This is a genomic window from Janthinobacterium sp. SUN100, assembly GCF_030397705.1.
GTDB lineage: Bacteria > Pseudomonadota > Gammaproteobacteria > Burkholderiales > Burkholderiaceae_D > Janthinobacterium > Janthinobacterium kumbetense.
In genome coordinates, this window is the sequence record NZ_JAPUBU010000007.1 from 46,932 (window position 1) to 69,038 (window position 22,107).

General features: G+C 62.1%; 16 protein-coding genes and 1 pseudogene. 4 read left to right on the forward strand and 13 right to left on the reverse strand.

Annotated features, from left to right (window positions below; all coding sequences use genetic code 11):
• From mobH to O0881_RS27160, 8 genes are all read right to left on the reverse strand, one after another.
• Complete coding sequence (gene mobH / locus O0881_RS27125) at positions 1 to 1,818, reverse strand: MobH family relaxase (protein ID WP_354670230.1); 1,818 nt, start codon at positions 1,816 to 1,818, stop codon at positions 1 to 3.
• 430 nt (positions 1,819 to 2,248) lie between these two features.
• Positions 2,249 to 4,180, reverse strand: coding sequence for an acyl-CoA synthetase (locus O0881_RS27130; protein WP_289913780.1), 1,932 nt, complete (start codon positions 4,178 to 4,180; stop codon positions 2,249 to 2,251).
• 7 nt (positions 4,181 to 4,187) lie between these two features.
• Entirely contained in the window at positions 4,188 to 7,655 is a 3,468-nt protein-coding gene (locus tag O0881_RS27135; RefSeq protein ID WP_289913782.1) for an indolepyruvate ferredoxin oxidoreductase family protein, read from the reverse strand.
• A 46-nt stretch (positions 7,656 to 7,701) separates the two neighbouring features.
• Positions 7,702 to 8,970 carry an outer membrane protein transport protein gene (locus tag O0881_RS27140; protein ID WP_289913783.1) on the reverse strand — a complete coding sequence of 423 codons (1,269 nt, stop codon included), beginning with the start codon at positions 8,968 to 8,970 and terminating at the stop codon, positions 7,702 to 7,704.
• 54 nt (positions 8,971 to 9,024) lie between these two features.
• Complete coding sequence (locus O0881_RS27145; protein ID WP_289913784.1) at positions 9,025 to 9,999, reverse strand: fumarylacetoacetate hydrolase family protein; 975 nt, start codon at positions 9,997 to 9,999, stop codon at positions 9,025 to 9,027.
• Positions 9,996 to 10,592, reverse strand: a complete 597-nt coding sequence (locus O0881_RS27150; protein WP_289913785.1) for a VOC family protein — start codon at positions 10,590 to 10,592, stop codon at positions 9,996 to 9,998. The genes O0881_RS27145 and O0881_RS27150 overlap by 4 nt, the downstream gene beginning before the upstream one ends.
• Before the next feature lie 31 nt (positions 10,593 to 10,623).
• Positions 10,624 to 12,507 carry an FAD-dependent monooxygenase gene (locus tag O0881_RS27155; protein WP_289913786.1) on the reverse strand — a complete coding sequence of 628 codons (1,884 nt, stop codon included), beginning with the start codon at positions 12,505 to 12,507 and terminating at the stop codon, positions 10,624 to 10,626.
• Between the two features lie 10 nt (positions 12,508 to 12,517).
• Positions 12,518 to 14,362 carry an FAD-dependent monooxygenase gene (locus tag O0881_RS27160; RefSeq protein ID WP_289913788.1) on the reverse strand — a complete coding sequence of 615 codons (1,845 nt, stop codon included), beginning with the start codon at positions 14,360 to 14,362 and terminating at the stop codon, positions 12,518 to 12,520.
• A 231-nt stretch (positions 14,363 to 14,593) separates the two neighbouring features.
• Here O0881_RS27160 and O0881_RS27165 point away from each other — a divergent pair, with 231 nt between their 5' ends.
• Together O0881_RS27165 and O0881_RS27170 are read left to right on the forward strand one after the other, a co-directional pair.
• Positions 14,594 to 15,292 carry a TetR/AcrR family transcriptional regulator gene (locus O0881_RS27165; RefSeq protein ID WP_289913789.1) on the forward strand — a complete coding sequence of 233 codons (699 nt, stop codon included), beginning with the start codon at positions 14,594 to 14,596 and terminating at the stop codon, positions 15,290 to 15,292.
• 165 nt (positions 15,293 to 15,457) lie between these two features.
• Positions 15,458 to 15,649: pseudogene (locus O0881_RS27170) on the forward strand (IS5/IS1182 family transposase); the annotation flags it as partial.
• A gap of 50 nt (positions 15,650 to 15,699) precedes the next feature.
• On the opposite strand, the gene O0881_RS27175 reads toward O0881_RS27170, so the two are convergent.
• Positions 15,700 to 16,281 (reverse strand): FlhC family transcriptional regulator, encoded by a 582-nt coding sequence (locus O0881_RS27175; protein ID WP_289913791.1) that lies wholly within the window; start codon positions 16,279 to 16,281, stop codon positions 15,700 to 15,702.
• Between the two features lie 705 nt (positions 16,282 to 16,986).
• On the opposite strand from O0881_RS27175, the gene O0881_RS27180 reads away from it, so the two are divergent.
• Together O0881_RS27180 and O0881_RS27185 are read left to right on the forward strand one after the other, a co-directional pair.
• A complete protein-coding gene (locus O0881_RS27180) occupies positions 16,987 to 17,682 on the forward strand; it encodes a S24 family peptidase (protein ID WP_289913792.1) in 696 nt (231 codons plus the stop codon).
• Positions 17,683 to 17,756: 74 nt separating this feature from the next.
• Complete coding sequence (locus O0881_RS27185) at positions 17,757 to 18,338, forward strand: hypothetical protein (RefSeq protein WP_289913793.1); 582 nt, start codon at positions 17,757 to 17,759, stop codon at positions 18,336 to 18,338.
• 197 nt (positions 18,339 to 18,535) lie between these two features.
• Here O0881_RS27185 and O0881_RS27190 read toward each other — a convergent pair whose 3' ends face one another.
• The 4 genes from O0881_RS27190 to O0881_RS27205 all read right to left on the reverse strand — a co-directional run bounded on the left by O0881_RS27190 (position 18,536) and on the right by O0881_RS27205 (position 21,750).
• On the reverse strand, positions 18,536 to 19,597 hold the full coding sequence (locus O0881_RS27190) for a DUF932 domain-containing protein (protein ID WP_289913794.1): 1,062 nt from the start codon (positions 19,595 to 19,597) through the stop codon (positions 18,536 to 18,538).
• Between the two features lie 165 nt (positions 19,598 to 19,762).
• Entirely contained in the window at positions 19,763 to 20,785 is a 1,023-nt protein-coding gene (locus O0881_RS27195) for a toprim domain-containing protein (protein WP_289913795.1), read from the reverse strand.
• A complete protein-coding gene (locus O0881_RS27200) occupies positions 20,760 to 21,137 on the reverse strand; it encodes a hypothetical protein (protein WP_289913796.1) in 378 nt (125 codons plus the stop codon). Before O0881_RS27200 ends, O0881_RS27195 begins: the two co-directional genes overlap by 26 nt.
• Positions 21,130 to 21,750 carry a hypothetical protein gene (locus O0881_RS27205; protein ID WP_289913797.1) on the reverse strand — a complete coding sequence of 207 codons (621 nt, stop codon included), beginning with the start codon at positions 21,748 to 21,750 and terminating at the stop codon, positions 21,130 to 21,132. Before O0881_RS27205 ends, O0881_RS27200 begins: the two co-directional genes overlap by 8 nt.
• Between the last annotated feature and the right edge of the window lie 357 nt (positions 21,751 to 22,107).

Genomic DNA, 22,107 nt, shown 5'->3' on the forward strand with positions numbered 1-22,107 from the left:
TCAACCTGCGTTCGAATTGATTGAAGTCTCCCCTGCTCCATCCAAGCCCTCGATGAATTGGAGAGCGATGACCATTCCTACCAGTTGCTTGCCATGCAGGTTGTGATACTCAACAGGCTCGGTTCCTGCTGGCCCTGTGACCAGCATGTTGGCATCGGCAAGGGCGCGTAGCGCCATCTTCCCATCCGCCTGTCGCGCCACGAAGGCGTCCAGGGGCACAAACAGGCCTGACACCATGGGATAGCATGCCGGAGGCAAGGTCGTATCATTGAGAGTCTGCACGATCGCTTGCAGTATCTTGGCAACACCTGGATTCAATCGAATCGGCGCGCGTAACGCGTATGTTGCCGTTGCTGGCTGGCTTGGCTTGGTATCGTTGACTTTCTTCAGCTTTCCTTGGCGGCCATCGGTACGTGGTTCGATACCGGCACTCCCCTCCACTGCAGGGATAGGTGGGATGGTTGGCAGCGACAACTGACGATCGCTAGCATCCGGCGGCGCCTCTGGTCCAGCACACCCTTCCTGAGCCTGGGAAGGTGTCGTCCCCGCCTGCCGAAGCTTGGAGTCGCGCTCCCTGGTTTGCCCCGCCGCACGAGAGCCATTGAAAGCAATATCATTATCCAGCGCCACTGGTGGCGGGTGTAAGACAGCAAGGACACAACCTGGCGTTACCAACTTCAACGCCTCCAAGGGTTCAGGGGTACCTGGTGGCCGGATAGACCAAACACTCTCGTCCGAACTCATTGGCAGGATGATCCCGGCATCACTCAAAATTTCCATGGCATCTGCTGGCGAGGCCGGCAAGCCATACAATCCCTCATCTTGCAGCAAGGTGAGTACGTCGCTGATACCATTCGGCCACACCAGAAACAAACCATCCCGCCCAAGCCACATGCGGGACCGATCCGAATTGGGCACCCATCCCTGATGAGACTGCACCAACTCGCGCATCGCGTTCAGGAGAAACCTCGCAAGATAGGCTCTCGCCCGCGCTCTACCTGCCGGCGCATCTGCATCGCGCAAGTCGCGGTGTATCACCAAAGTCGATGCTCGATTCACGAGATGATCAATGACATTATGATCGTGATACCTCACCTCACCGCTGATCGCTGCGAGCATGTGGGCGGCGATCATTGAGCCGTCGTGTGTCAGGTAGGCCAACGTGCCGATCGGCAGGATCATCGGCAACGCAAACAGCGACAGGGAGCGGCACTCCTGCCTGGCCTCACTCCACCTGACGAACAGACTACCAACCTCGTGTTTGTGGATCCAGTCTTCGAGGGGTGTCAGGTATGGCTGCCACACCGTTCCATGCGCATCACTCACGACGACAGTGTCCAAGGCGCGGTAGAGGTATGCACATAGGCCCGCGACGAAGGTGCCAAAGCGCCAGCGTGGCTCCAACTGTCGACGAGTAGAAATCGTCGCTCTGCCAGCAAAAATCTGCGAATCGGTCGCTTGTAATGCAAAGAACGCCGTCTCCAGTCCCAGGCGTGCTAGCCCTCCAGGGCGAGCAAAAAAACTGTCCTGCGTCGCTGACAATACGTTCACGTAAGCGATGTACTTCCTGATGACCGGAAGCATTTCCTTGGCAAAGGCATTCGCATCGCCGCCATAAGCCAATTTGATGCGCCCCAGGATATCCCGATTATCGTCCAAGATCGCATCGACACTACGGGGACGCATCCCGCCGTCACGCGTATGAGCAGTTTGGGGCAGTGAACGTTGCGGACAGATGGGCGTGGCTTGACGGCAGCGATCACGTCGACGATGGTGGCCAAGCCAACCCAGGTATTTGAAGAGACTCACTGTGGCCATAAGGAACACTCACGTGGCTATGTGAGCATTATCGCTATGCAGATCAACGTACGTCCAAGTGAAAGCCTGCCTTTACTGCGATCATTCATCGACATTATGACGATGAATTCACCGATGCAACGCCCCTGCCGGATCCTGGCTGATATACGTTCCTATAGCCGCCGCCAGCAGGGCATGCCGCGCCTACACCCGAGCTCGCGCAGTAGGCAAATAAGCCAAGCTCGGAGCACGAACAAGGCAGTGCTCAACACGGTTTGGTCATTAATACGTAGCAAACCACCTTTTTGGTGATGTTAGATGTACCGAAAGGTGAGCCGCGATATTGGACCGGAGCTTATCGCTCTACAATACTGATTCCGAAAGGACTTCCCTGTAGAAACACCGTCTTCGTTTTATCCCGGATCGCCGTGTACGTCCGCTTTCGCCTATTCTAGAGCGCCCGTGACCGGTGCTGGAAGGTGTAGCGCGCCAGCGCGGCCTGGAACGCCGTCGTGTCGCCCGCCGCGCTCCATTCGATGACGGTGCCATGCCGCTCATCGGCGCGCGCTTCCAGCGTCAGCAGTTCGAGCTGCAGGGCGCTGGCCTCCGCCTGCACGACGGACAATATTTCGCGCCGCAGCAAGTCGGGCTTGAAGATCTTCCCCACCGTCGTGGTCGGCAATGCCGCCATGATATGGATAGTCTTGGGCAATGCAGCCCGTTCCGGTATATGCTCCAGCGCAAATTGCTGCAGCTGCTCCGGCGTAGCCGTCGCGCCCGGGTGCAGCTGAACATACGCGACGGGCAGCTCGCCCGCATAGGCATCGGGCCGTCCCACGGCGGCGGCCAGCGCCACCGCCGGATGGCGGCACAACGGCTCTTCGATCCACTTCGGATCGATATTGTGGCCGCCGCGGATGATCAATTCCTTGGTCCGGCCAGCCAGCCAGACATGGCCATCCGCCTCCATGCGGCCCAGATCGCCCGTGTTGAACCAGTCCTGCTGCATGCCCTCCCCGTCCGGGCACGTCACCCAGATGCCCCGGTTGTGCACGGGATCGAGGTAGCCCTTGAACAGATTCGGGCCGCGGATCAGCAAGGCGCCTACTTCGTCCGCCGCCGCGTCGCGCACATGGCCGCCATGCGCATCGAGGATGGCGATGCGCACGCCCTGCCACGGCAGGCGCAGGCCGATCGAGCCATAGCGGTAGTCGCCGCCCGGGATGTTCAGGGTCGATACGCAACCGCCTTCCGTCAAGCCATAGCCTTCACCAATGCGGATGCCGAAGGTGTCCATGAAGCGCTTGAACAGCTCCTGCGGCATGGGCGCCGCGCCGCAGATGCCGAGTTTGACGCAAGACAAATCCAGTCCCGCGCTGGGCGCCTGCAGCAGCGCCGCATAAATCGTCGGCACGCCCGAAAATGCCACCACCCGGTGGTGCGCGACGATTTCCCAGAACAGGGAAATGAGCTGCGGCGCGCGGTAGCCTTGCGGCGTGGCCAGCAGCACGTGGCCGCCGTGGCTCCAGCTCGACAAGCCCGTCACCAGCTGCGCATTCACGTGAAACAGGGGCAAGCCGCAAAACATGGTGTCGCCCGGGCCCATCAGCGCGTCGCCGATCACGGCCGTCACCTGCAGCGCATTGGCCACTTCCGTCAGATGGGTGCGCACGGCGATCTTCGGCATGCCGGTCGTGCCGCCCGTGCAGAAGCAGGAAGCGACATCATCCAGTGCCGGTGCGGCGAAATCGAGCTGCCGCGCGCTTTCGCGCATCAGCAGGCTGTGGAAATCGTGCACGGGCAAGTCGACCAGCAGCGGCGTGGCCTCGCCCGCGTCCTGCGCCGCCGTCCCATAATGCTCGGTCGACACGGCCACGATGGCTTGCAGGCTGGCGATGCCGGCAACGGCTTGCGCCACCTTGTCCCACAGATCCTGGCCGCTGGCCGGTGCCACGGTCACCACCAGCCGCGGCTGCGCGGCCTGCAGCAGTTGCCCGATGGTGCCGGCTTCCAGCATGGGATTGATCGCCATCACGACGCCGGCCGTTTCTCCGCCCCAGATCGTCCAGTGGGTTTCCGGCAGATTCGGCAGGATGAAGGCGACCAGCGCACCCCGCTCCAGGCCCAGCTTGCGGAACATATTGGCCGCGCGCGTGATCTGCCCCAGGTTCTCGGCATGGCTCCAGACATGCGGTTGCGCATAGTCCTGCGCGCGCATGAAAAAGGACAGCGCCGGCGCATCGGGAGCAAGCGCCGCGCCCCGCCGCAGCAAGTCATAGGTATTGGCGACGCCATCGAGCGGCAAATCGCGGGCAGCCTCAAGGGCCAGCAAGTCGCCGACGCTGGCGAGGGAAGTCAAGGAAGGCAGGGAAATTGGCATCATGAGTCCGTTACAAGGTAGGCTGAACAGCTGTCAGCGGGGAGCATACCGCAATGCCGGCGCGCCTGGCCAGCGCACCGTCGGCCAGGCGTGCGCGCACATGACCGTAACCGCGTATGCCCTCGGGCCAGGAAGCCAGTTCCAGCATCTGCCCGCCGCTATCCCGCCCTTGCGCGATGCGCGCCAGGTCGTCTTCATACAGGCTGCGGACGCGCCGGTTCAAGGCCGCTTCCGCGCCGCGCGCAAACGGGTCGAGCTTCCCGCCGCGCAGGAAACGCAAGCTGGCCAGCAAACGGAAGGCGGGCAACACCCAGGCGCCCACGGCTGTCTTGCGCGCCTGTCCCGTGGCCGCATCCGTCTTGCCGAACGGCCCGCCCGCCAGGTGGAAGCGGACCAGGAAGTCGCCCTCGAAACTGCCGGCCAGCGACTGGCGGAACTCCTTGCGGCTGTACAATCGCGCCACCTCGAATTCGTCCTTGACGGCCAGCACGCGAAAATACTGCGTGGCGGCCTGGCGCAGGATCTGTTCCGACGCCGGTTCCTGGCCCAGTGCTGCGCGCAAGCCCTGCATCCGCTCGCGATAGGCTGCGGCCAGCCCGGCATCCTGGTACGCCTGCAGCCTGGCGCAACGGTCTTCGATCAGCGCGGGCAAGCTCAGTTGCTGGACCCGCGCGAAATGGACTTGTTGGGCCGGCAGCACTTGCCGCCGCACGGCGGCCGGGTCGTGGATCAGCCAGCGGCCCACGTCGAACGCGCGCAAGTTGACCTTGACGGCCACGCCGTTCAATTCTATCGCCCGGCGCATCGCGTCCAGCTTCACGGGCAGCAAGCCCTGTTGCCAGGCACACCCCAGCAAAAGCATGTTCGACAGGATGGCGTCGCCCAGCAGCGCCTGTGCCAGCGCCGAGGCATCGACGAAATGCGCACGCTCGCCCAGCACGCTACGCATGCCTTGCGCCAGGCTGTCCGCATCGGCGGACCAGTCGGGCTGGCGCGTAAAATCGCTGGTCGGCACCACTTCCGTATTCACGATGGCCCTGGCCACGCCCGGACGCAGGCGCGACATGGCCTCGACGCCGGCCGCCACGATCAGGTCGCAGCCCAGCAGCACATCGGCTTCATGCTCGCCGATGCGCGCCGCATGCAGCTCGCCGGCGGTGGGCGCCAGGCGGATGTGCGACGCCACCGCGCCGTATTTCTGCGAAATGCCCGTCAAGTCCAGCGAACTGCCCGCCTTACCATCCAGGTGGGCCGCCATCGTCAGCACGGCGCCGATCGTCACGACGCCCGTGCCGCCGATGCCCGCGACGAGCAGCGACACCGGCTCGAAGCGGTCGGCGATGACGGGGCCCGGCAGCGGTGGAATCGCCAGCGCCGCCGCGCCACCCGCCTTGCGCAAGGTCGCGCCGTGCAGGGTGACGAAGCTGGGGCAAAAACCCTGCACGCACGACAGATCCTTGTTGCACGACGATTGATTGATCTTGCGCTTGCGCCCCAGCGGCGTATCCAGCGGTTCGATCGCCAGGCAGCCCGACTGTTCGCCGCAGTCGCCGCAGCCTTCGCACACGTCCGGGTCGATATAGGTGAGCACCTGGGGATCGGGCAGCTGGCCGCGCTTGCGCAGGCGGCGCTTTTCCGTCGCGCAGGCCTGGTCGTAGATCAGCACGGACAAGCCGGGATAGGCGCGCAGCTCCTGCTGCACGCGTTCCATCGCAGTGCGGTCCCATATGGGCACGTTCAGCGCCTGGCGGCGCTGCGCATACGCGGCCACGTCGTCCGTGACGATGACGATCTTGCGCACGCCTTCGGCCTGCAGCTGCGCCACCGCCTTGTCGACGCTGATGTCGCCATCGATGGGCTGGCCTCCCGTCATCGAAACGAAGCCGTTGAACAGCAATTTGTAGGTCATCCGCAAGTTGGCCGCCACGGCCTGGCGAATCGCCAGATAGCCGGAGTGGAAATACGTGCCGTCACCCATGTTGGCAAACACATGTTCCTCGTCCGTGAACGGCGCCTGTCCCATCCACATCACGCCCTCGCCGCCCATGTGCGATACCGTATTGGTTTTCAGGGGGTCGTTCAGCATGGCGATGGTATGGCAGCCGATGCCCGCCAGCGCCCGGCTTTCCTGCGGCAGCCGGGTCGAGATATTGTGCGGACAGCCGGCGCAAAAACTCGGCTTGCGCAGCGGCACGGCGCCGGCCGGCGCCTGGCAGGCGGGCGCGCTCCCGGCCGTCACGGCCATCCCCAGCAGTTTCGCGATGGCGGCGCTGATCTGCCCCGTGTTGAGTTCGTAGCAGATGGGCAATTCCGGCCGTCCCCGCAAGTCCGACCATTCCGGCGCACCGTCGAATTTCCCCCGCACCAGGGGCGGCGGCGACAGGCGCGCGTCGAACAGGATCGATTTGAGCTGGGCTTCGAGCAGCGGGCGCTTTTCCTCGACCACCAGTATGGTTTCCAGCCCTTGCGCAAAGTCGCGCACGATCTGGTCTTCCAGCGGCCACACCATACCGATCTTCAGCAGGCGCAGGCGCTGCCCGGAAGGCCCGTCCGCGGTGACGCCCAGGCGCGCGAGCGCCTGCATGGTGTCGGCATACGACTTGCCGGCCGTGATGATGCCCACGCGCGCCTGCTGGGCCGGCCACACGAGCTGGTTCAGGCCCGCCATCCGGGCAAACGCCACGACGGCCGGCAGCTTATGCACGTACAGCCGCTCTTCCGCCGCAGGCGCCATTTCGAATGGGCGGATGTGCAGGGAAGTGCCCGGCGTGGCCGCGGCCGGCGCGGGCTGGGACAGCGGCGCCAGCTGGCCCACCGTCACTTCCGCCGCCGATTCCACCACATCGGTCACCAGCTTGATGCCCACCCAGCACCCCGTCTGTCGCGACATTTCAATGCCGCGCAGGCTGAAATCGAGGATATCCTGCACGTTCGCCGGATACAGCACGGGAATGCCGGCCGCGATCAGCGCAAAGTCCGACTGGTGCGCCGTGGTGGACGACTTCGCGCTATGGTCGTCGCCCGCCAGCACCAGCACGCCGCCCAGCGGCGAGGTGCCGGCCAGGTTGCCATGCTTGAGCGGATCGCCGGCGCGGTCCACGCCGGGGCTCTTGCCATACCAGATGCCGAACACGCCGTCGACCCTGGCGCCGGGAAAACTGCCGACGAACTGGCTGCCCCAGACGGCCGTGGCAGCCAGGTCTTCATTCACGCCGGGCTGGAAGTGGATATTCGCCGCCTTCAGGACGGGCGCGACGCGCCACAGCTCCATGTCGAAGCGGCCCAACGGCGAGCCGCGGTAGCCGGAAATGAAGCCGGCCGTGTTCTTGCCCCGGGCGGCGTCGAGGCGGCGCTGGTCCAGCGCGATGCGCACCAGCGCCTGGTTACCGGTCAGATAGACTTGCCCCTTTTCCAGCAGGAAGCGGTCATCGAGGGACGTGGGCTGGGCCTCGGCTTGTGGTGTGATGCGAGCGTTCATGGGATCCGGATTTTCAAGGTGGTCAATGGAAGGTCAAGAGGGATAATCAATAGCCTTGGCTGTATTGCAGGCCGATGATCTGCTGGTGCGTGCCGATGCTTTCCCGGCCGGCGAAGCCCATGGCGGTGGCCAGCGCGGAGGGACCGCTGCGCGCGTCCTGCGGCGCATACAGGTAATACGCGGACCACTGCGCGCCGCCGCCCGCATAGCCGGCACCCAGTGTGTAATGGCGGCGGAACGTGGATGGCGAATTGATGTTGGCCGAGGTGCTGGCGCTGGCGAATGCGGCCGTGTTGTACGACATGCCAGCCGACAGGTGCAGGCGCGGCGTGGCCTGGTAACGCACGCCGCCCTTGTAGACATCCATGTTTTCCCAGCCGTTGCCGGCACCGCCCGCGCTGCCGAACGGATTGCCGCCGTCAAAAGGCCGGTTCGCCAGCGCCGCCACGCCCTTGTAATTGATGCGCTGGTAATCGACCAACAGCGACAGCTGCGGCGTGGCCGCCAGCGACAGGCCGAGCAGATAGTTTTCCGGCACGTCGAAGCGTCCCGCGTCGGCCAGCAAGCCCCGGTACTTCCCGAACTCGCTCATGCGCACGCGGGGCGACCAGGAAGCGCCCAGGCCCAGCCGATCGCCGGCGCGCCAGTAGGCGCCCAGGCGCAGCCCCAGTCCGTGGGCCGTCGCCGTGCCCTGGTTGCTGACCCGCTCCGGCGACTGCGACGAGGCGGCCAGCATCTGCAAGCCTTCCGCCTTGAACAGCTGCCCCACCAGCAGCAGCGAGGCGCCCAGCGATACGCCCGGCGCCACCTTCGCCGACACGGTGGGCGCGACGATCAGCTGGCGGATGCTGACGCCCGTCCTGCCCGTACCGCACATGGCATTGCCCGTCGTGCCGGGACAGGCCGTGGTCGACGCCGGCAAGAAGGTCGACGCGCCATTCGCATACGCCACCACGCTGGCCGACAGCGCGGGACTGATCAAGGTGCCGTAGGCGAATTCACCCACGGGTTCGAAAGCCCGCTCGCTGTCCGTGTGCGTGTCGAGCAGGGGCGCGGCGGACGTGCTGCGCGACATGCGCGTCCTGCCCTGGATGATGGCCATGCCCGCTTCCAGGCGTTCGCCGCTCCCCTCGATCCATATGGTGGTGGCGGGATTGCTGGCGCCGCCCAGCACTTCGCGCGCGGCGGCCGCCGCCGCGCCGCCGACGCCGCGCGCCTCGGCGCCATAGCCGACCTGGAAAAAGCCATTGTCCGCCTGGGCCAGGGTGTGCGCGAGCGCGCCGGCCATCGCGATGGCCAGATGTTTCGTTTGCATGCAAGTCTCCGTTATTTATAGTTTTGGATGCCACTCTTCCTGAAACGCCTGCGCCTACCGCCCTCCTTCCTGTTTGCCAATGAGGTTCGTCAGCGATCCCAGCCCGTCGATGGCCACCTCGACCCGGTCGCCGGCCGCCAGGAAGCGCCACTGCTCGATGCCCGCGCAGTTGGGCACGCAGCCCGTGGCCAGCAATTCCCCCGCCTGCAAGGTCTCGTTCCACGACGCGTACTCGACGATGCGTTCTATCCTGTGGCTCATCGAGGCCGTCGTGCCGCTGCCCCGCAATTCGCCATTCACGCTGACCGTCACCTGCAGCGCGTGCGGGTCGGCGATCTCGTCGCGCGTCACCAGCCAGGCACCCAGGCTGTTGCTGCCATCGAAGTCCTTGCCCTTGGCCGGTCCCGCGCTGGGCCGTGAACCCATTTCCTTCATCAGTTGCGAACGTTCGGAAAAGTCATTGAAGATCAGGTAGCCGAACACATGCCGCATCGCCTGGCCGGCCGCGATATTCTTGCCGCCAAGGCCGATGACCACGCCCAGTTCCGCCTCGTAGTCGAGCATGGGGCCGGACGATGGCGGCGCAATCGTGTCGCCCGGCCCGGACAGGTTCAGGCGCACGCCCTTGTAATACGCGGGCGCGGCGTAAAAGGACGGCGGAATCTTGAACAGGGCGCGCAACAGCAGCGATATGAATGGATTCTTCCTGCGCTTGAGTATCTGGCCGAAGGCATTCTTCAGATGCTGGGCGTAGACGCTGAAACAGCGGATTTGCGGCGGCTGCAAGGGCAGTTCCAGCGTCACGGCATGCACGGCGCGGATGTGCGCGCTGACGACCGCCTCGGTCAGACGGCCCAGGCTGGCCCGAATGGCGGGCAAGGTGGCCGCCTCGTGTTCGATGATGGCCAGCAGGCTGGCAAAGCGCGCATCGGCCGCATGCAGGGCCGTGATGTCGAGCAGGCGGTTCCCGTCGAGCGCGACGCCCGCATGGCGCTCGACGCCTGGCGCGGAAAAGGTGCACAGCCTCATGGCAGCGTGACGAAACGGCGGCTGACGACGTTGCCCGCGCCGAGCAAGACCTGCTCCGCCTCGCCCTGGCGGTAACGCTCCAGCAGGTAATCGGGATCGAATTCCACGCCGATGGCGTTCTTTTCAAAGGCCCCCGAGTGAAACCACACGTCGAGTTCTTCCTGGCTGGAGAAGTTATCTACCTGCAGCTCCACCTGCACGCCGTCCGGGTCGCGGAAATACATCGACGTCGTCGGCCCATGGTTGATGCACCAGACGGGCGCGATATCGATCTTCTTCAGGCGCTCGTAGGTGTGCAGCAGGTCGTCGAGCGAGGCGTAGGTGAACGCCACGTGGTCGAGACCCGTGCTTTCGCGCCGCTTCGCACTGAAATTGGCCGTATTGATCAGGGCCAGGCGGTGGTGTTCCTCGTCATACGACAGAAAGCACAGCAGCTCGTTGCGGAACATGATGCGCGCGCCCAGCACGACGGCCCACCAGTCGATGGTTTCCTCGAAATGGCGCGAGGCCAGCACGATGTGCGCGAGCTTGGCCGGCTGGCGCGCCTGCGGGTCGGGACAGGGAATCGGGAATTGCTGCATGGTATGGCTCATGGTGTCTCCTTGGTGGGGTCTGTCCTGCGCATCAGGATTGGTAGTTATTGTGGGAAAACAGGGTGGCAAAGACGTCCGCCAGCGCTTGCGCGGGCGCGGCGCAGCGGCGGCGGCTGCGCCACACCACCACGCCGTCGCCGCGCACCAGCAGCGCGCCGTCCGGCTCCATTTCCAGCGCCTGCGCAAAGGCTGGCGCGGCGAGGCGGAACTGGGCCGCGTCGCTGTCGTCGACGCGGGGACAGGCGACGCGTATGCCCCATTGCGCATTGACGGCATCGAGTGCGGCCAGCCATGCAGCCTGTTGCGACGCCTGCACCAGCAGGGTCAGCGGCTGCTGGCGCGCCAGGTCGCGCGTGGAAACGTCGCTGCCGCGCTGCCCGCTCCACGCGTGGGGAATCAGGCCGCCAGGGCTGGTGGTGGGCCAGTACTCGGTATGTTCGTTCGGCGAACGGGGATGCGGATGCGGCTCGCGGCAGACAAAACCGCAGGACAGCGCGTGACCCAGGTCCATGCCCAGCGTGACGAACACTTCGCGCTGCCTGTCGATGGCGCGCCGCACGCGGGCGCGCAATGCGGCGCCGTCGTCCGACACCTCGGCCAGCCTGGCCAGCGGTTTCAGGCCGCCCGACAGCAAGCCGCCGATCAGCTTACGCGCCAGCGCGCGCGGCAGCAGGCGCACGGGGGCCGATGCCGACAGCGCGGCCAGCTTGCCCAGTCCCGCGGGATCGAGGCCCGCCGCGCCCATCACCTGGTCCGACAGGCCGGACAGCTCGCGCGTGCGGCGCGCATGGTCGTCGATACTCTGCTGGCGCTCCCTGACATAACTGTCCAGCAAGACGTCGCGCAAGGCGGTCGCATCGCCGGCGCGCAGCAGCAGCGCCAGGCGCCAGGCCAGGCTGGCCGCATCCTGGATGCCGTGGTTCATGCCGAAGCCGCCGATGGCGGAAAAGCCGGCCGCCGCGTCGCCGATCAGCAGCGCGCGACCGCGCCGCAGCGTCGCCGCGCGGCGCAATTCCATGTTCCACGGGCGCACCGACATCAGTTCCACCGGCACCCCGGCGTCGCCGATGGCCGCGCGCACCATGGCCAGCGCCTGCGCATCGCCGATGTCGGCGGCCGCCACGTGCGGCGGCAGCACGGCGCAGCTGAGCACCCATTCGCTGTCGTCGGCCTTGTGCGCGGACAGCGCGCCGGCCACGTCGGCGTTGAGTATCCAGTACAGGGGACTGGGACGGGCCGACGTCAGGTGCGCCAGATTTGCCCGGAAATGTATCTGCGCCACCGCCTGCAAGGGCGTCGTCGCCGAGGCGATGCCCAGCGCCTCGCGCGTGGCGCTGGCAGCGCCATCGGCGCCGATCACGTAGCGCGCCGCGCGCCGGCTCGTCGTGCCGCTGGCGCGGTGCGCCAGGGTCAGCGTGGCCGCTTGCGCTTCCTGCGACAGCGCGACCAGCGCATGCCCGGGCAGAAATTCGATCAGCGGCTGCGCCAGCACTTGCGCACGCAGGATAGGATCGGCCACATTCTGCGACAGGTGCAAGGGACGGCACGGGCTGCATGCCAGCAAGGCCGCCGTGTGGGCGGGATCGCCGAGCGGCACGCAGCGGCCCAGGTCCACGCCGGCCAGCGAGGTGCACCAGGTGATGTACCGCAGCTTGAGCGGCGGCGCGCTCGCTTCCCGGAAATCGTCCGCCAGCTCCGGCGCGATCGAACGCAGTACTTCCATCGAGCGTATCGACCAGACGTTGCCGCGCGGATGCGGGTCGGCTTGCGTGCCGCGCTCCACCAGCACGCTGCGGATGCCATATTGGGCCAGCAGCAGCGCCAGCACGGAGCCGGCCGTGCCGGCGCCGACGATGGCGACGGGCGCCGTTTCGCCGCCGCGCGCGCGGTGGCTATCTGTTTGAGTTGAAATCACGGTGATACCTTCAGTGAAGAGCGGCCGCCCGGGCGGGCAGACCAAGATGGAACAGGCTGGCAAAGATGCCGATCAAGTCATCCGCGTGCGGCAGATCCGCGTGCGCATGGCGCCACGCGACATGGCCGTCCGGGCGCACGAGAAACAGGCCATCCGGCTGCTGCTGGTTGAAGCCGGCCAGGCGGCTAACGTCGTCCGGATGCACGAGCGCGTCGAGATCGGCCCCGTGCAACGCCACGCCCAGCGCGGCGGCGGCCTGGCGCGCCAGGTCATGCGCGGTGCCTGCGTGGCAACCCATGCCCGCCAATACGAAGCGTTCACCGCCGAGCAGGCTGTGCGACGACAGTTTCACGCCGGCGGGCGCCGCCAGATGAAAGTGGGGAAAGCGCGCGCCGGGATGGAACGACGGCAGGTGCTCCAGCACCGGATCGCCGGCCTGCGGCGCGCGGCTGCCGTCCCCGCGCACGGCAGCGCTGCGATATAGGTAGCCCAGATCCAGCCCGATCGTATTGAAATGGGCGAACTGGTTTTCCGCCGCCTGCTGCACCCGCTGCCGTTGCCGCGCATGCCGGCCGCCAGCAGCCAGTTGCACCTTGTCCGTGCGCGCCTCGATGGGAGCTACCAGCAGCCGCTTGACGCCGCTGCGCACGGCGCGCGGCAGGCTGCGCGCCACCAGGCTGGCGCGCAGCCTGGCCAGACGCGGTAAATGGTCCATGTTCAAGCCCAGGGCATCGCTCACTTCGCGCATCTTGTAGTGATTCACCGTGCTGGCCTGGCCATTGGCCAGTGCCACCGGCCGCCGTTCCTCTTCGTAGGTCTGCAGCAGCGCCTGCCCCGCCTTGCCCTGGATGACCAGCGCCAGCTTCCAAGCCAGGTTATGCGCATCGGCCGCGCCCGTGTTCAGGCCCAGGCCACCCGTCGGCGGAAAGCGGTGTGCAGCATCGCCCACGAGGAAAACCCGGCCTTGCGCATAGCGTTGCGCCGTGTGCGACTGCATGGTCCAGCTGGAAGTGGAGGTGACCCGCAGCGGCATGGCGTCGTCGCCCAGCGCGGCGCGCACGATGCGCTCGCAGCGCTCGACGGGATAGTCGCGCGGCGATTCGCAGGCGGGGAAATACGGCGTCATGAACACCGAATAGCGGGCCGCGTCGTGCACGATGAACGTACCGGGACAGCGGGCCGACATGATCCAGAACAGGATCGACGGCCGGTCTTGCACCAGATGGCGGATATCGCCCTCGAAATTGATGGTGATCAGGTTGGCCAGGTCCGTCTGCCCCTCCATCGCGATGCCGCACTCGCGCCGCACGCGGCTGCCGGCGCCATCGGCGGCGATGATCCAGTTGCTGCGCACGCGGTACTCCTTGCCCGTGGCGCCATCCTTCAGGCGCGAGATGGCGTGATCCTCGCCGTGCTGCGCGCCCAGCCAGGTGTGGCCGAACGCCGTGCGGCACGGCACGCGCCGCGACAGGTGCTGGAAGAGCAGGCGCTCCAGCTGGTGCTGCGGGATATTGCGCGTGACCTTGCCGCTGGAGCGCGCCAGCTTCGCCGCATATGCGGGGCCGCCGATATCGATGCTGGCCAGGTCGCCGCCGGCCAGGGTGCGGCGCCACGTCACATGGCTGGCGCCATCCGCATGCGTGGCGATGCTGGCCAGCTCGTCGTCGCCGATGCCGATTTCCGCGAGAATTTCCAGCGTGCGGCTGTTGATGACATGGGCCTGCGGCGCCAGGTGCAGATCGTCGCGCTGCTCCACGATCAGAGAGGCGATGCCCCGGTCCGCCAGCAAGGCGGCCATGAGCATGCCGATAGGGCCGGCGCCCACGATGAGCACCGGTACGTCTGTTTCTTGCATGTCTGTCTCCTGTCATGGCGCTGCGTCCGCCACGTCAATTTATATAAGTATCAGCGAAGCTTATATAGTTATAAGTTTGAAGTCAACAGCAATTACGCGGCACGCATCGGACGACGGCGCACGGCGCGCGCGCCGTATAATGGCGCGCAAGTGGGCAGCGTTGCGGCTGCGCGACAGAATGAAATGGAAACCGGGCAGAACAATCCGGCGGCGCGACCTTGAATGAAAAATATGACAGCAGACGACAAGCAATCCACACCAGCCGCCCCTGCCTGGCGAACCCCGCTCTTCAATGCCGGCACGCCGCCGGCGGCGGCGCCAGAAGCGAATGGCAAGCAGAGGCTGATACAGGCGGCCGAGATCGAGTTTTCGCAGAAGGGCTATGAAGGCGCGTCGGTGCTGTCGATCGCGCAGCGGGCCGGCGTCAAGCAGCCGCTGTTGAATTACCACTTCGGCAGCAAGGAGGGGTTGTGGCGTGCCGTCGTGGCGGGCGCGTATGCGGAAGCGGAAGAGTTTTCCCGCACGGTGGACCGGACGCTGGCGTCGGCCGACCCGCTGACGCACTTGAAGGCGCAGCTGAAGACGTTTGCCGTGATCAATGTGCTGCACCCGGCCGCGCATGCGCTGGTCTTCAAGGAAGTGGCCCAGGGTGGCCCCAGGCTGGACTGGATCATCGCCACGTACATGAAGCCCTTCCACGCCCGGCTCGACGCGCTGATCCTCGAGTGCCAGGAACAGGGACTGCTCAAGCGCTATCCTGTCGAGTTTGGCAGCATCATGATGACCGGCATGCTGACCTCCGTGCAATCGTCGATGAACCTGCTCAAAGGCATCTACGGCATCGACTCGATGACGGCGCAACAGGCGGAACTGCACGCCGACCAGCTGATCGACGCCCTCTTCGACGGCGTCGCACTACGTCCGGCCTAGTTTGGCCTGATTCTTACCCTGGGCGAATGGGCCAGCATCGGCTTGCAATCGCGATTGCGCCAGGCACAGTTCCAGCCTAGCGATCAGGGCGGGCACTTCGTCGTGGCTCTGTTGCACAAATTTCCGCCAGCGACGCCTGAATCGCGGCTCGGGTAAACTGTCGGCATGTGCGCACCTGGCAAACCGAAGTATCGAAGGACCAACTGGACGGAGTGCAACGCGGCGCTGAAGGCGCGGGGTTCGCTGCTCAATTTGGCCGGACAAGGACATGTGCTGGCGCGGCGGTGATAGGCGTGGGCTAGACAGAACGACAGCGAGGCGGAGATTCCGTTTTACCTGACCATCAAAGCCCTTTTTAACTCGGCAATAAAGAACGACAAGAAAACTCTGAACAATCCATTCAATGACTAATTTTGCTTTACGGCCAGACGCAGGTCAGGTTTGCCAGCAAAGCTCGATTGAATACGGGAATCAGTGGCATAGCGTTTGATGAGCTTGCAGAACACACACCCGGAGTGGTCCGCCGATGTATCCCCGAGTGCAATCAGATAACGGCAGCGGCACCGAGGGCAGGTGTGCAGAGTCAATTGCGATGAATGGTGGGTCCAAATGCCCTCCACGCTCGCGATCAGCTCGAAAGCACGGTCAAACGAGATGCTGGAACGGCCACTCCACCGCTCTCGATACATCTTGTAGGCGCAGACCAAGGCCTTGCGTGCCGAACAGGCGTGCTGTGTGCGCAAGAACTGAAAAATACTAGCAATCAGTGACGCCTCAGCACGCTGCACCAGTGTCGCCATATGGTACCAATCCTGCGAACTGGGCCATCGACCACCGGTGGCTGGCCGGTCATTATAAAAATATTCCCGCAACAGAGACCCACTCAATCCAGTCAAATAAGCGACGGTTTTCATACGCGCACCGTGTTCGACGCAGGATTTGGCGAGCTGTAGGGCCTGAATGTGTCGCTCAGCATGTTCGTACGCCATACGTCACCTATGCAACGCGCACACGGGCCGCAGTTGTCTGGCCGGCACGCGATGGTCCACAGGATGCATCCTGATCCACAGCGCCGACCCGGCACAACGTCATGGCCAATACGGGCGGTGTTTCAAGGAGAGTTTTAAAATTACCTATTGGCTTAAACAGACTTTCGTGCGACATGCTCGCGGCCAGCAGCTGCAATGAGTCCACGCTCATTGCAGCAAGCGTCTCGGCTGAGGCTGTGTCGAGGTGAAAGGTACAGCAAGTGGCCAGGGGATCATGCTTCAGACCCACCTGGATAGTGAGTAAGTAATTCAAGTTGAGGTACTGCACTTCCGTATATCGAATCGCGTCTTCCATGGTCCACCCCGCTTTGCCCCGCGATGGCGGGGCGTGGTCATTAATCCGGTTTCCGCTGTGCAAATCTGCCAGGTCGGCCAACTGAATAGCGAAGTCATGGGTAAGCCGACTACGCACGAAGGCAATAGCACATTAAAAAAAGACTACTCCGCAAAATTTCAAAGGTCAATAGCAACTGCTAATCGAATCAAAATATTTATATGTACTTTGGCAAACTTTCACTGGAGGAAATCCGATTCTCGCTCTAAAATCAAGCTCTGCCCCATAAAAATACGCCTGTAACAACTGCTACAAATAATCTACAAACAAACAAAGGTCTCTCACTTTACCCCGGCCTGGAGACAAAAATCGTGACAATAAGCAATAACATCCCGCTTACCAGAGAGGCCGTCCGCGAACTTGACATTGATATCGTCCCTGGTGTCCGGCAACGGCTCATTGCAGAACTCGACAGACGGGGGATACATCCAGGACAACGCGAACACTTCCTGAGCCAGATTACCGGCCGGGCGCTGCAAACAGTGGCGCGCTGGATCGATCAAGAAAAACCAGGTCTGCCCGATCTCAAATCGCTCGCCATTGTCTGCCTGCAGTTCGACATGGATGCGAACTGGATCTTGGGATTAACGTCGCATCGCATCCCTTTCCCACGGCAACAATTAACGCCTGGCGTGCGCCAACAAGTGTATGGCCAAGCGGCCCCGCCCTTTGACTGGATCGGCCATTTACTGGTACAGGCAGCCTTGCTCAATGACAACGACTTAGCGGGCCTAATGCGTGGCGACGATATGGCCCCATTAATCCCGGAAGGATCCTTGTATTTCTTTGATGCGTGTGTCCACGAAATAGATATCAATGGTATCTACGTACTTGAGTATCAGGAAAAGGTGCTTGTGAGACACGTAGAGATCGCGGTGGGCGAGGGACTCCTCCTACGCTGCGAGAACACGCGCTACAAACCAACCACGGTAAAAATGGCCAAAGTCGCAAACACGTTAAAAATCGTCGGGCGCGTCAAAAATGTACTGAATTTTTCGACCCTCTGACATCACAATCTGCGGCCCGATTGGCAGCTAACGTCCATTCAATATCTTGCAATAATCCATCTAATTGAGAACACATGCACAGCGTCGTATCTTCGGTTTTACTTATTATTGGTCTTATTTCTACAGGAACCGCACTCTGGCATGGACAGTTAATCGCTGCACTTGCAATTGCTCTGGCAACCGCATATGCCGTTCTTGCTTGGTATTCAGGCATCATTGAATCCCTGACGAACCCGATCTTCCAACTAGCAGGCGCAGTCGTCATTCTTCCCATTGGGCTAGTAGCAATTCTATACAACAACAGGGCTCTAAATGTGGATCTTCAGGTCGCATATAGTGCCGTTCTTTATGATCTTGGCACGATGGACTTGCACTGCGATGACATGTCAGCAGAGCTTCGAAAACTACAGGAATTCGGAGTGATGGCTTGTATCATGCAGGGCAATTCGGATCAGCTAGGTGCTTTGAGTGAGCTGAGCAAGGGAATCCATTTCGGTCCAACGCTCACAGTGCTAGATAGCGGCGCAGCGCTGCTAGAGAGCGACAAGCCAAACTACTGTGCTAAAACCTTCAAAGCAGCTGAAACCCTATGTCCAACAGCATTCATGTCATTGAAAAAATCATATCGCAGCGCGTTACTTGAAGCAGCGCAGTAATCATCTACCGTCCAAGACGCCCCCCCTTCAGTCCTTTGATTTAAAAACACTTATAGGGGATCAAATTCTGTTCCACAGATGAACACGACATCGATCTAGGGTGTGACAGCAATATGCGGTGCTCCGCAGGCGATTAATACCACTCCCCGGTGGCGAAAAGATGCCCCCGGGGATTTTTCAACCATGCCACGACCAACTTATGCAGCTTCGACGATCTGTTGCCATTCCCTACCCGACAACTCCAACATCTTTCCACCGATCTCCTCGAACTCAGTGGCACGATCATAGTCATCCACTTCCTGCGAGTAGCCTGTCACCGCATTGAGCAAGCCGTAACCGTTCATTTGGTGTTCCGCAATGAAATGGCGCAATACCCCTGCTCGCTCCGCCTCGTTCAATACGAAGCGATTCGCCAACACCTCCACAGCCTTCACCGGATCACCCGTCAATGTGATGCCCATGGTCTTGCGCATCTTGTCCGATATCAGTTGAAAGGTTGTCTCCGACACAGCGGTCTGCACCATGTCCCGCGCTTTCAGAAAGATCGCGCGATCTTCGGCCTCCACTGTGTCATCTTGCAGAATAACGTCATCGCCACACTCCAGCAAACGCCCAGCATGGTTTTTCCGCATCGAGCGCTCACAAGCGATGAGCCCGTTGCTACATTTCAGGCGATAAATCAACGGCTCCACACGCAGCCGTCCCACCCCGATCTCCGAATTGCTGACCACGACGCCGGCCTGCAACACGTCTCCTGGCGCGATCTCATGGGTCACCTCGGCACTGACCACCTTCAAATACATCTTGGTTTCAGTCAGCTCCACCGACTCAAAACGAGCGCCCGGCAGTTTAAGCAAGATCGGCAAAATGCTGTCGGCCAAGTCGATATTGTCGAGCCGACGGAAGCGCGATGACAAGAATGCCCTAGCCCGCCCCGCCATGGTCCGTACCATATAACTATCGGCGACATTGATTCTGAGCCACGCATTGACGTTGTCATCGAGCAGTTCGGTATCAAACAAACGCATGCGTTTAAAGTACAACAACGGTATATCCAGTTTCCTGGCCAGCTGCGCGCAGGTAAACTCGTTCATCAGGTATCGCTTCTTGCCGCAGGGTTCATCAATCACCAGATTGCATTGCCCTGCCGCTGTCGTCTCACTCACCAGCTTCGTTGCCGGCACAATCATGTCCTTCTTAAGTACGGCCTGCCGCTCAAGTTCGACGATAATTTGATCCAAATGACGTCCTGTTTTCATCACAACCTCCATGAAAAAAGCGGGCGATGCAACTCCCTGGCGGGAGCGCATCCCCGCAGGGTCAAGCACGCGGAATGTACTCGATTCCACGTGGGCGCAGCATTGCGCCAACATGCGGCGACCAACCGGCCACCGCGCCAGATTCACTGTTTTGCTCTCTGCACCTCACGCCGCACGACAAGTGCGGTGTGAAATTTTCAATAGCACCTCTGCCCAATCGGCGCCAGCCGACTTCGGCACAAACACCTCGGCCGATCGCCCTGCCCGCCGTGCATGGGATTTCAGGTAGCGACGCGCGAGGCTATAGGCTGCGGCCTGGCCATCAAAAAATGCGTGCGCATCGTTGTCAGCGTAAATGCGCAGGCGTTTGACTGTTTCCGGAATCCATAGCTTTTCCAGGTTCCCGGCACTCACCCCCGCCCACACTGGCTGATGCGAACGTTTCATGACCGCCAGCGCTGTCTCGATACCCTCACACACCGCCAATTCGTCTGTGGATGGCGCCAGACGAATGGCAGCGCCATCGATGCCAGCGCACAGTAACTTCTTGACTGCGCATTCGCGGGCCTTCTCGCCATTGCTCAAATATGTCCGATGCAACGACACCGTGTGACCACTCTTATCCTGCACACAGGCCACCATGGCAGGGTAGCGGCGCACCACAACAGGTTTACCCGTAACCAAATGACGCTCGTAGTAACCCAACGCAGGATGCATGCGCAGCGTCGACGGGTAGCGTTCCAGGTTCACGCCCCGGTTCCGCAGATACCTGTCCACCTCATCTCCTGGCATCACTGGCATCGTTTCAGCCAGAATCTTCCGAATCAGACCATCGCGTTCGGCACGTGAATCCTGCGCGAGCGAGATCGGTGGCCTCGGCGCACGCATACCCAGGTAGCTGTCCACTTTGCCAAGTGCATCAACAGCACTCAGCCCTAAGCAGCCCATCAACAATTTGAATCCGCCACCGGCGCCGCAGCCACGGCAAATATAGTTGCCGTGGCCAAATTTGTCCGTGTATTGAAACCGGTCAGTGCCACCGCAATCACCCAAGGGACATGGCTGATTACGTTGATTGAGCACTTTCGCATCCACGCCCAGCGCCAGCAGAATTTCCGTCCACCGTCCAAACGCGCGCTGCTTAACCCGCTGAAAATGCGCGTTAAATTCTTCCTCGTTTCTGGTCATGTTGACCTCCCCATGTCAGGCCCCAAGAAAAATTGCCTTCGCACGGGTACGTTACGCGGCGTGCAAACAGCCACCCCTGATCCATGGCAACGCCAACTTCCCCAGACAGCAGTTCATTTACAGTGAAGGACATCGCTCTTCTGTCCGGACGTCCACGCTGGGGATCGACCTGAAAACCGCCCGGCACTAAGGACAAGCGTATTAACCGCAGTTCTTGACCGAGGTAAAAAACCCGACCTGCCTTCCCCACAACAATCTCGCTTTCCTTGATTCTGAAAATCAATTCATCGATGTCCCGCACCCGACAGAAGCGAACGGAAGGGAATGCAGCGGCAATGAAGGCATCAAGCATGGCGCCCTCCCTTCGTATTTACCTGGCGTCCAGACTTACCGACATGTCCACGCAAGCAATCCTCATCTTTTGCTGCACCCAGCGATGTAAAAAGATCGGATTGATGGAGCTTGATCTGCTCATTCATCCACTGCGGGTTCTTGAATAAATTGTCGGAAATCCAGTCTGGCTTTGCCAGTACCGCTTGGCGGGCCCACTCGGGGTAGTCCTGCAGCGAACTCAGAAACCAACAGCACAACTGGGAACCAATCCAATCGCGCACCTCCTGCGCATCAATAGCGCCGATGAATGGTAGCTGCGACAACGGACTGCCACTTACCACCTTCATACAATTGACGAAGGAAAACGGCTGCGTATCCCGAACCGGATCCGTGAACACCCAACGAACCAGTTCAAACTTCTCGTCCAGGGGCGTGCGCGGGTCGCTGAGCAGACTTACTTTGCGTAATAGCCACCAGTGCAATGCCACCAACTCCTCTTCTGAAAATTCAATCGCGTCATCATTCGTCTCGCGCGCGGATACCTTGTTCGCAGGTGCGCGCGGCACGCCAGGATGGAAAGAAGCGTCCCTATCCTGGGGGACGCGACAATAGTTGATCTGATATCTGCTCATGATTGCCTCGCACAAAAAAAGGGACAAGGCAACTCCCTCTCGGGATGCATCGTCCCAAAGGGGGAAATAGATCATCCGGTTGCTACGACGCACCGGAACTTCAATTGACTGGCTTGATACTGACGGCTGATGCCGTTTCGGCGGGGATGCCAGCTACCGTCCTGAAAACGCATGCAAAGTGTTTTGACGTAACGGCGCGGTGCACGCGGCGCGTCAAAACACTCTCGTTCTTCAGAAACACGGTCGCCGGGCCTGGAAACAGGAGACGATCCAATCGGTGCTGCGGCGCGCTGGGCGCAATTGACAGGCTTGCCGGACGATGCAGGGCTAGCTGCTGCGATGATGTACTGACTTTAG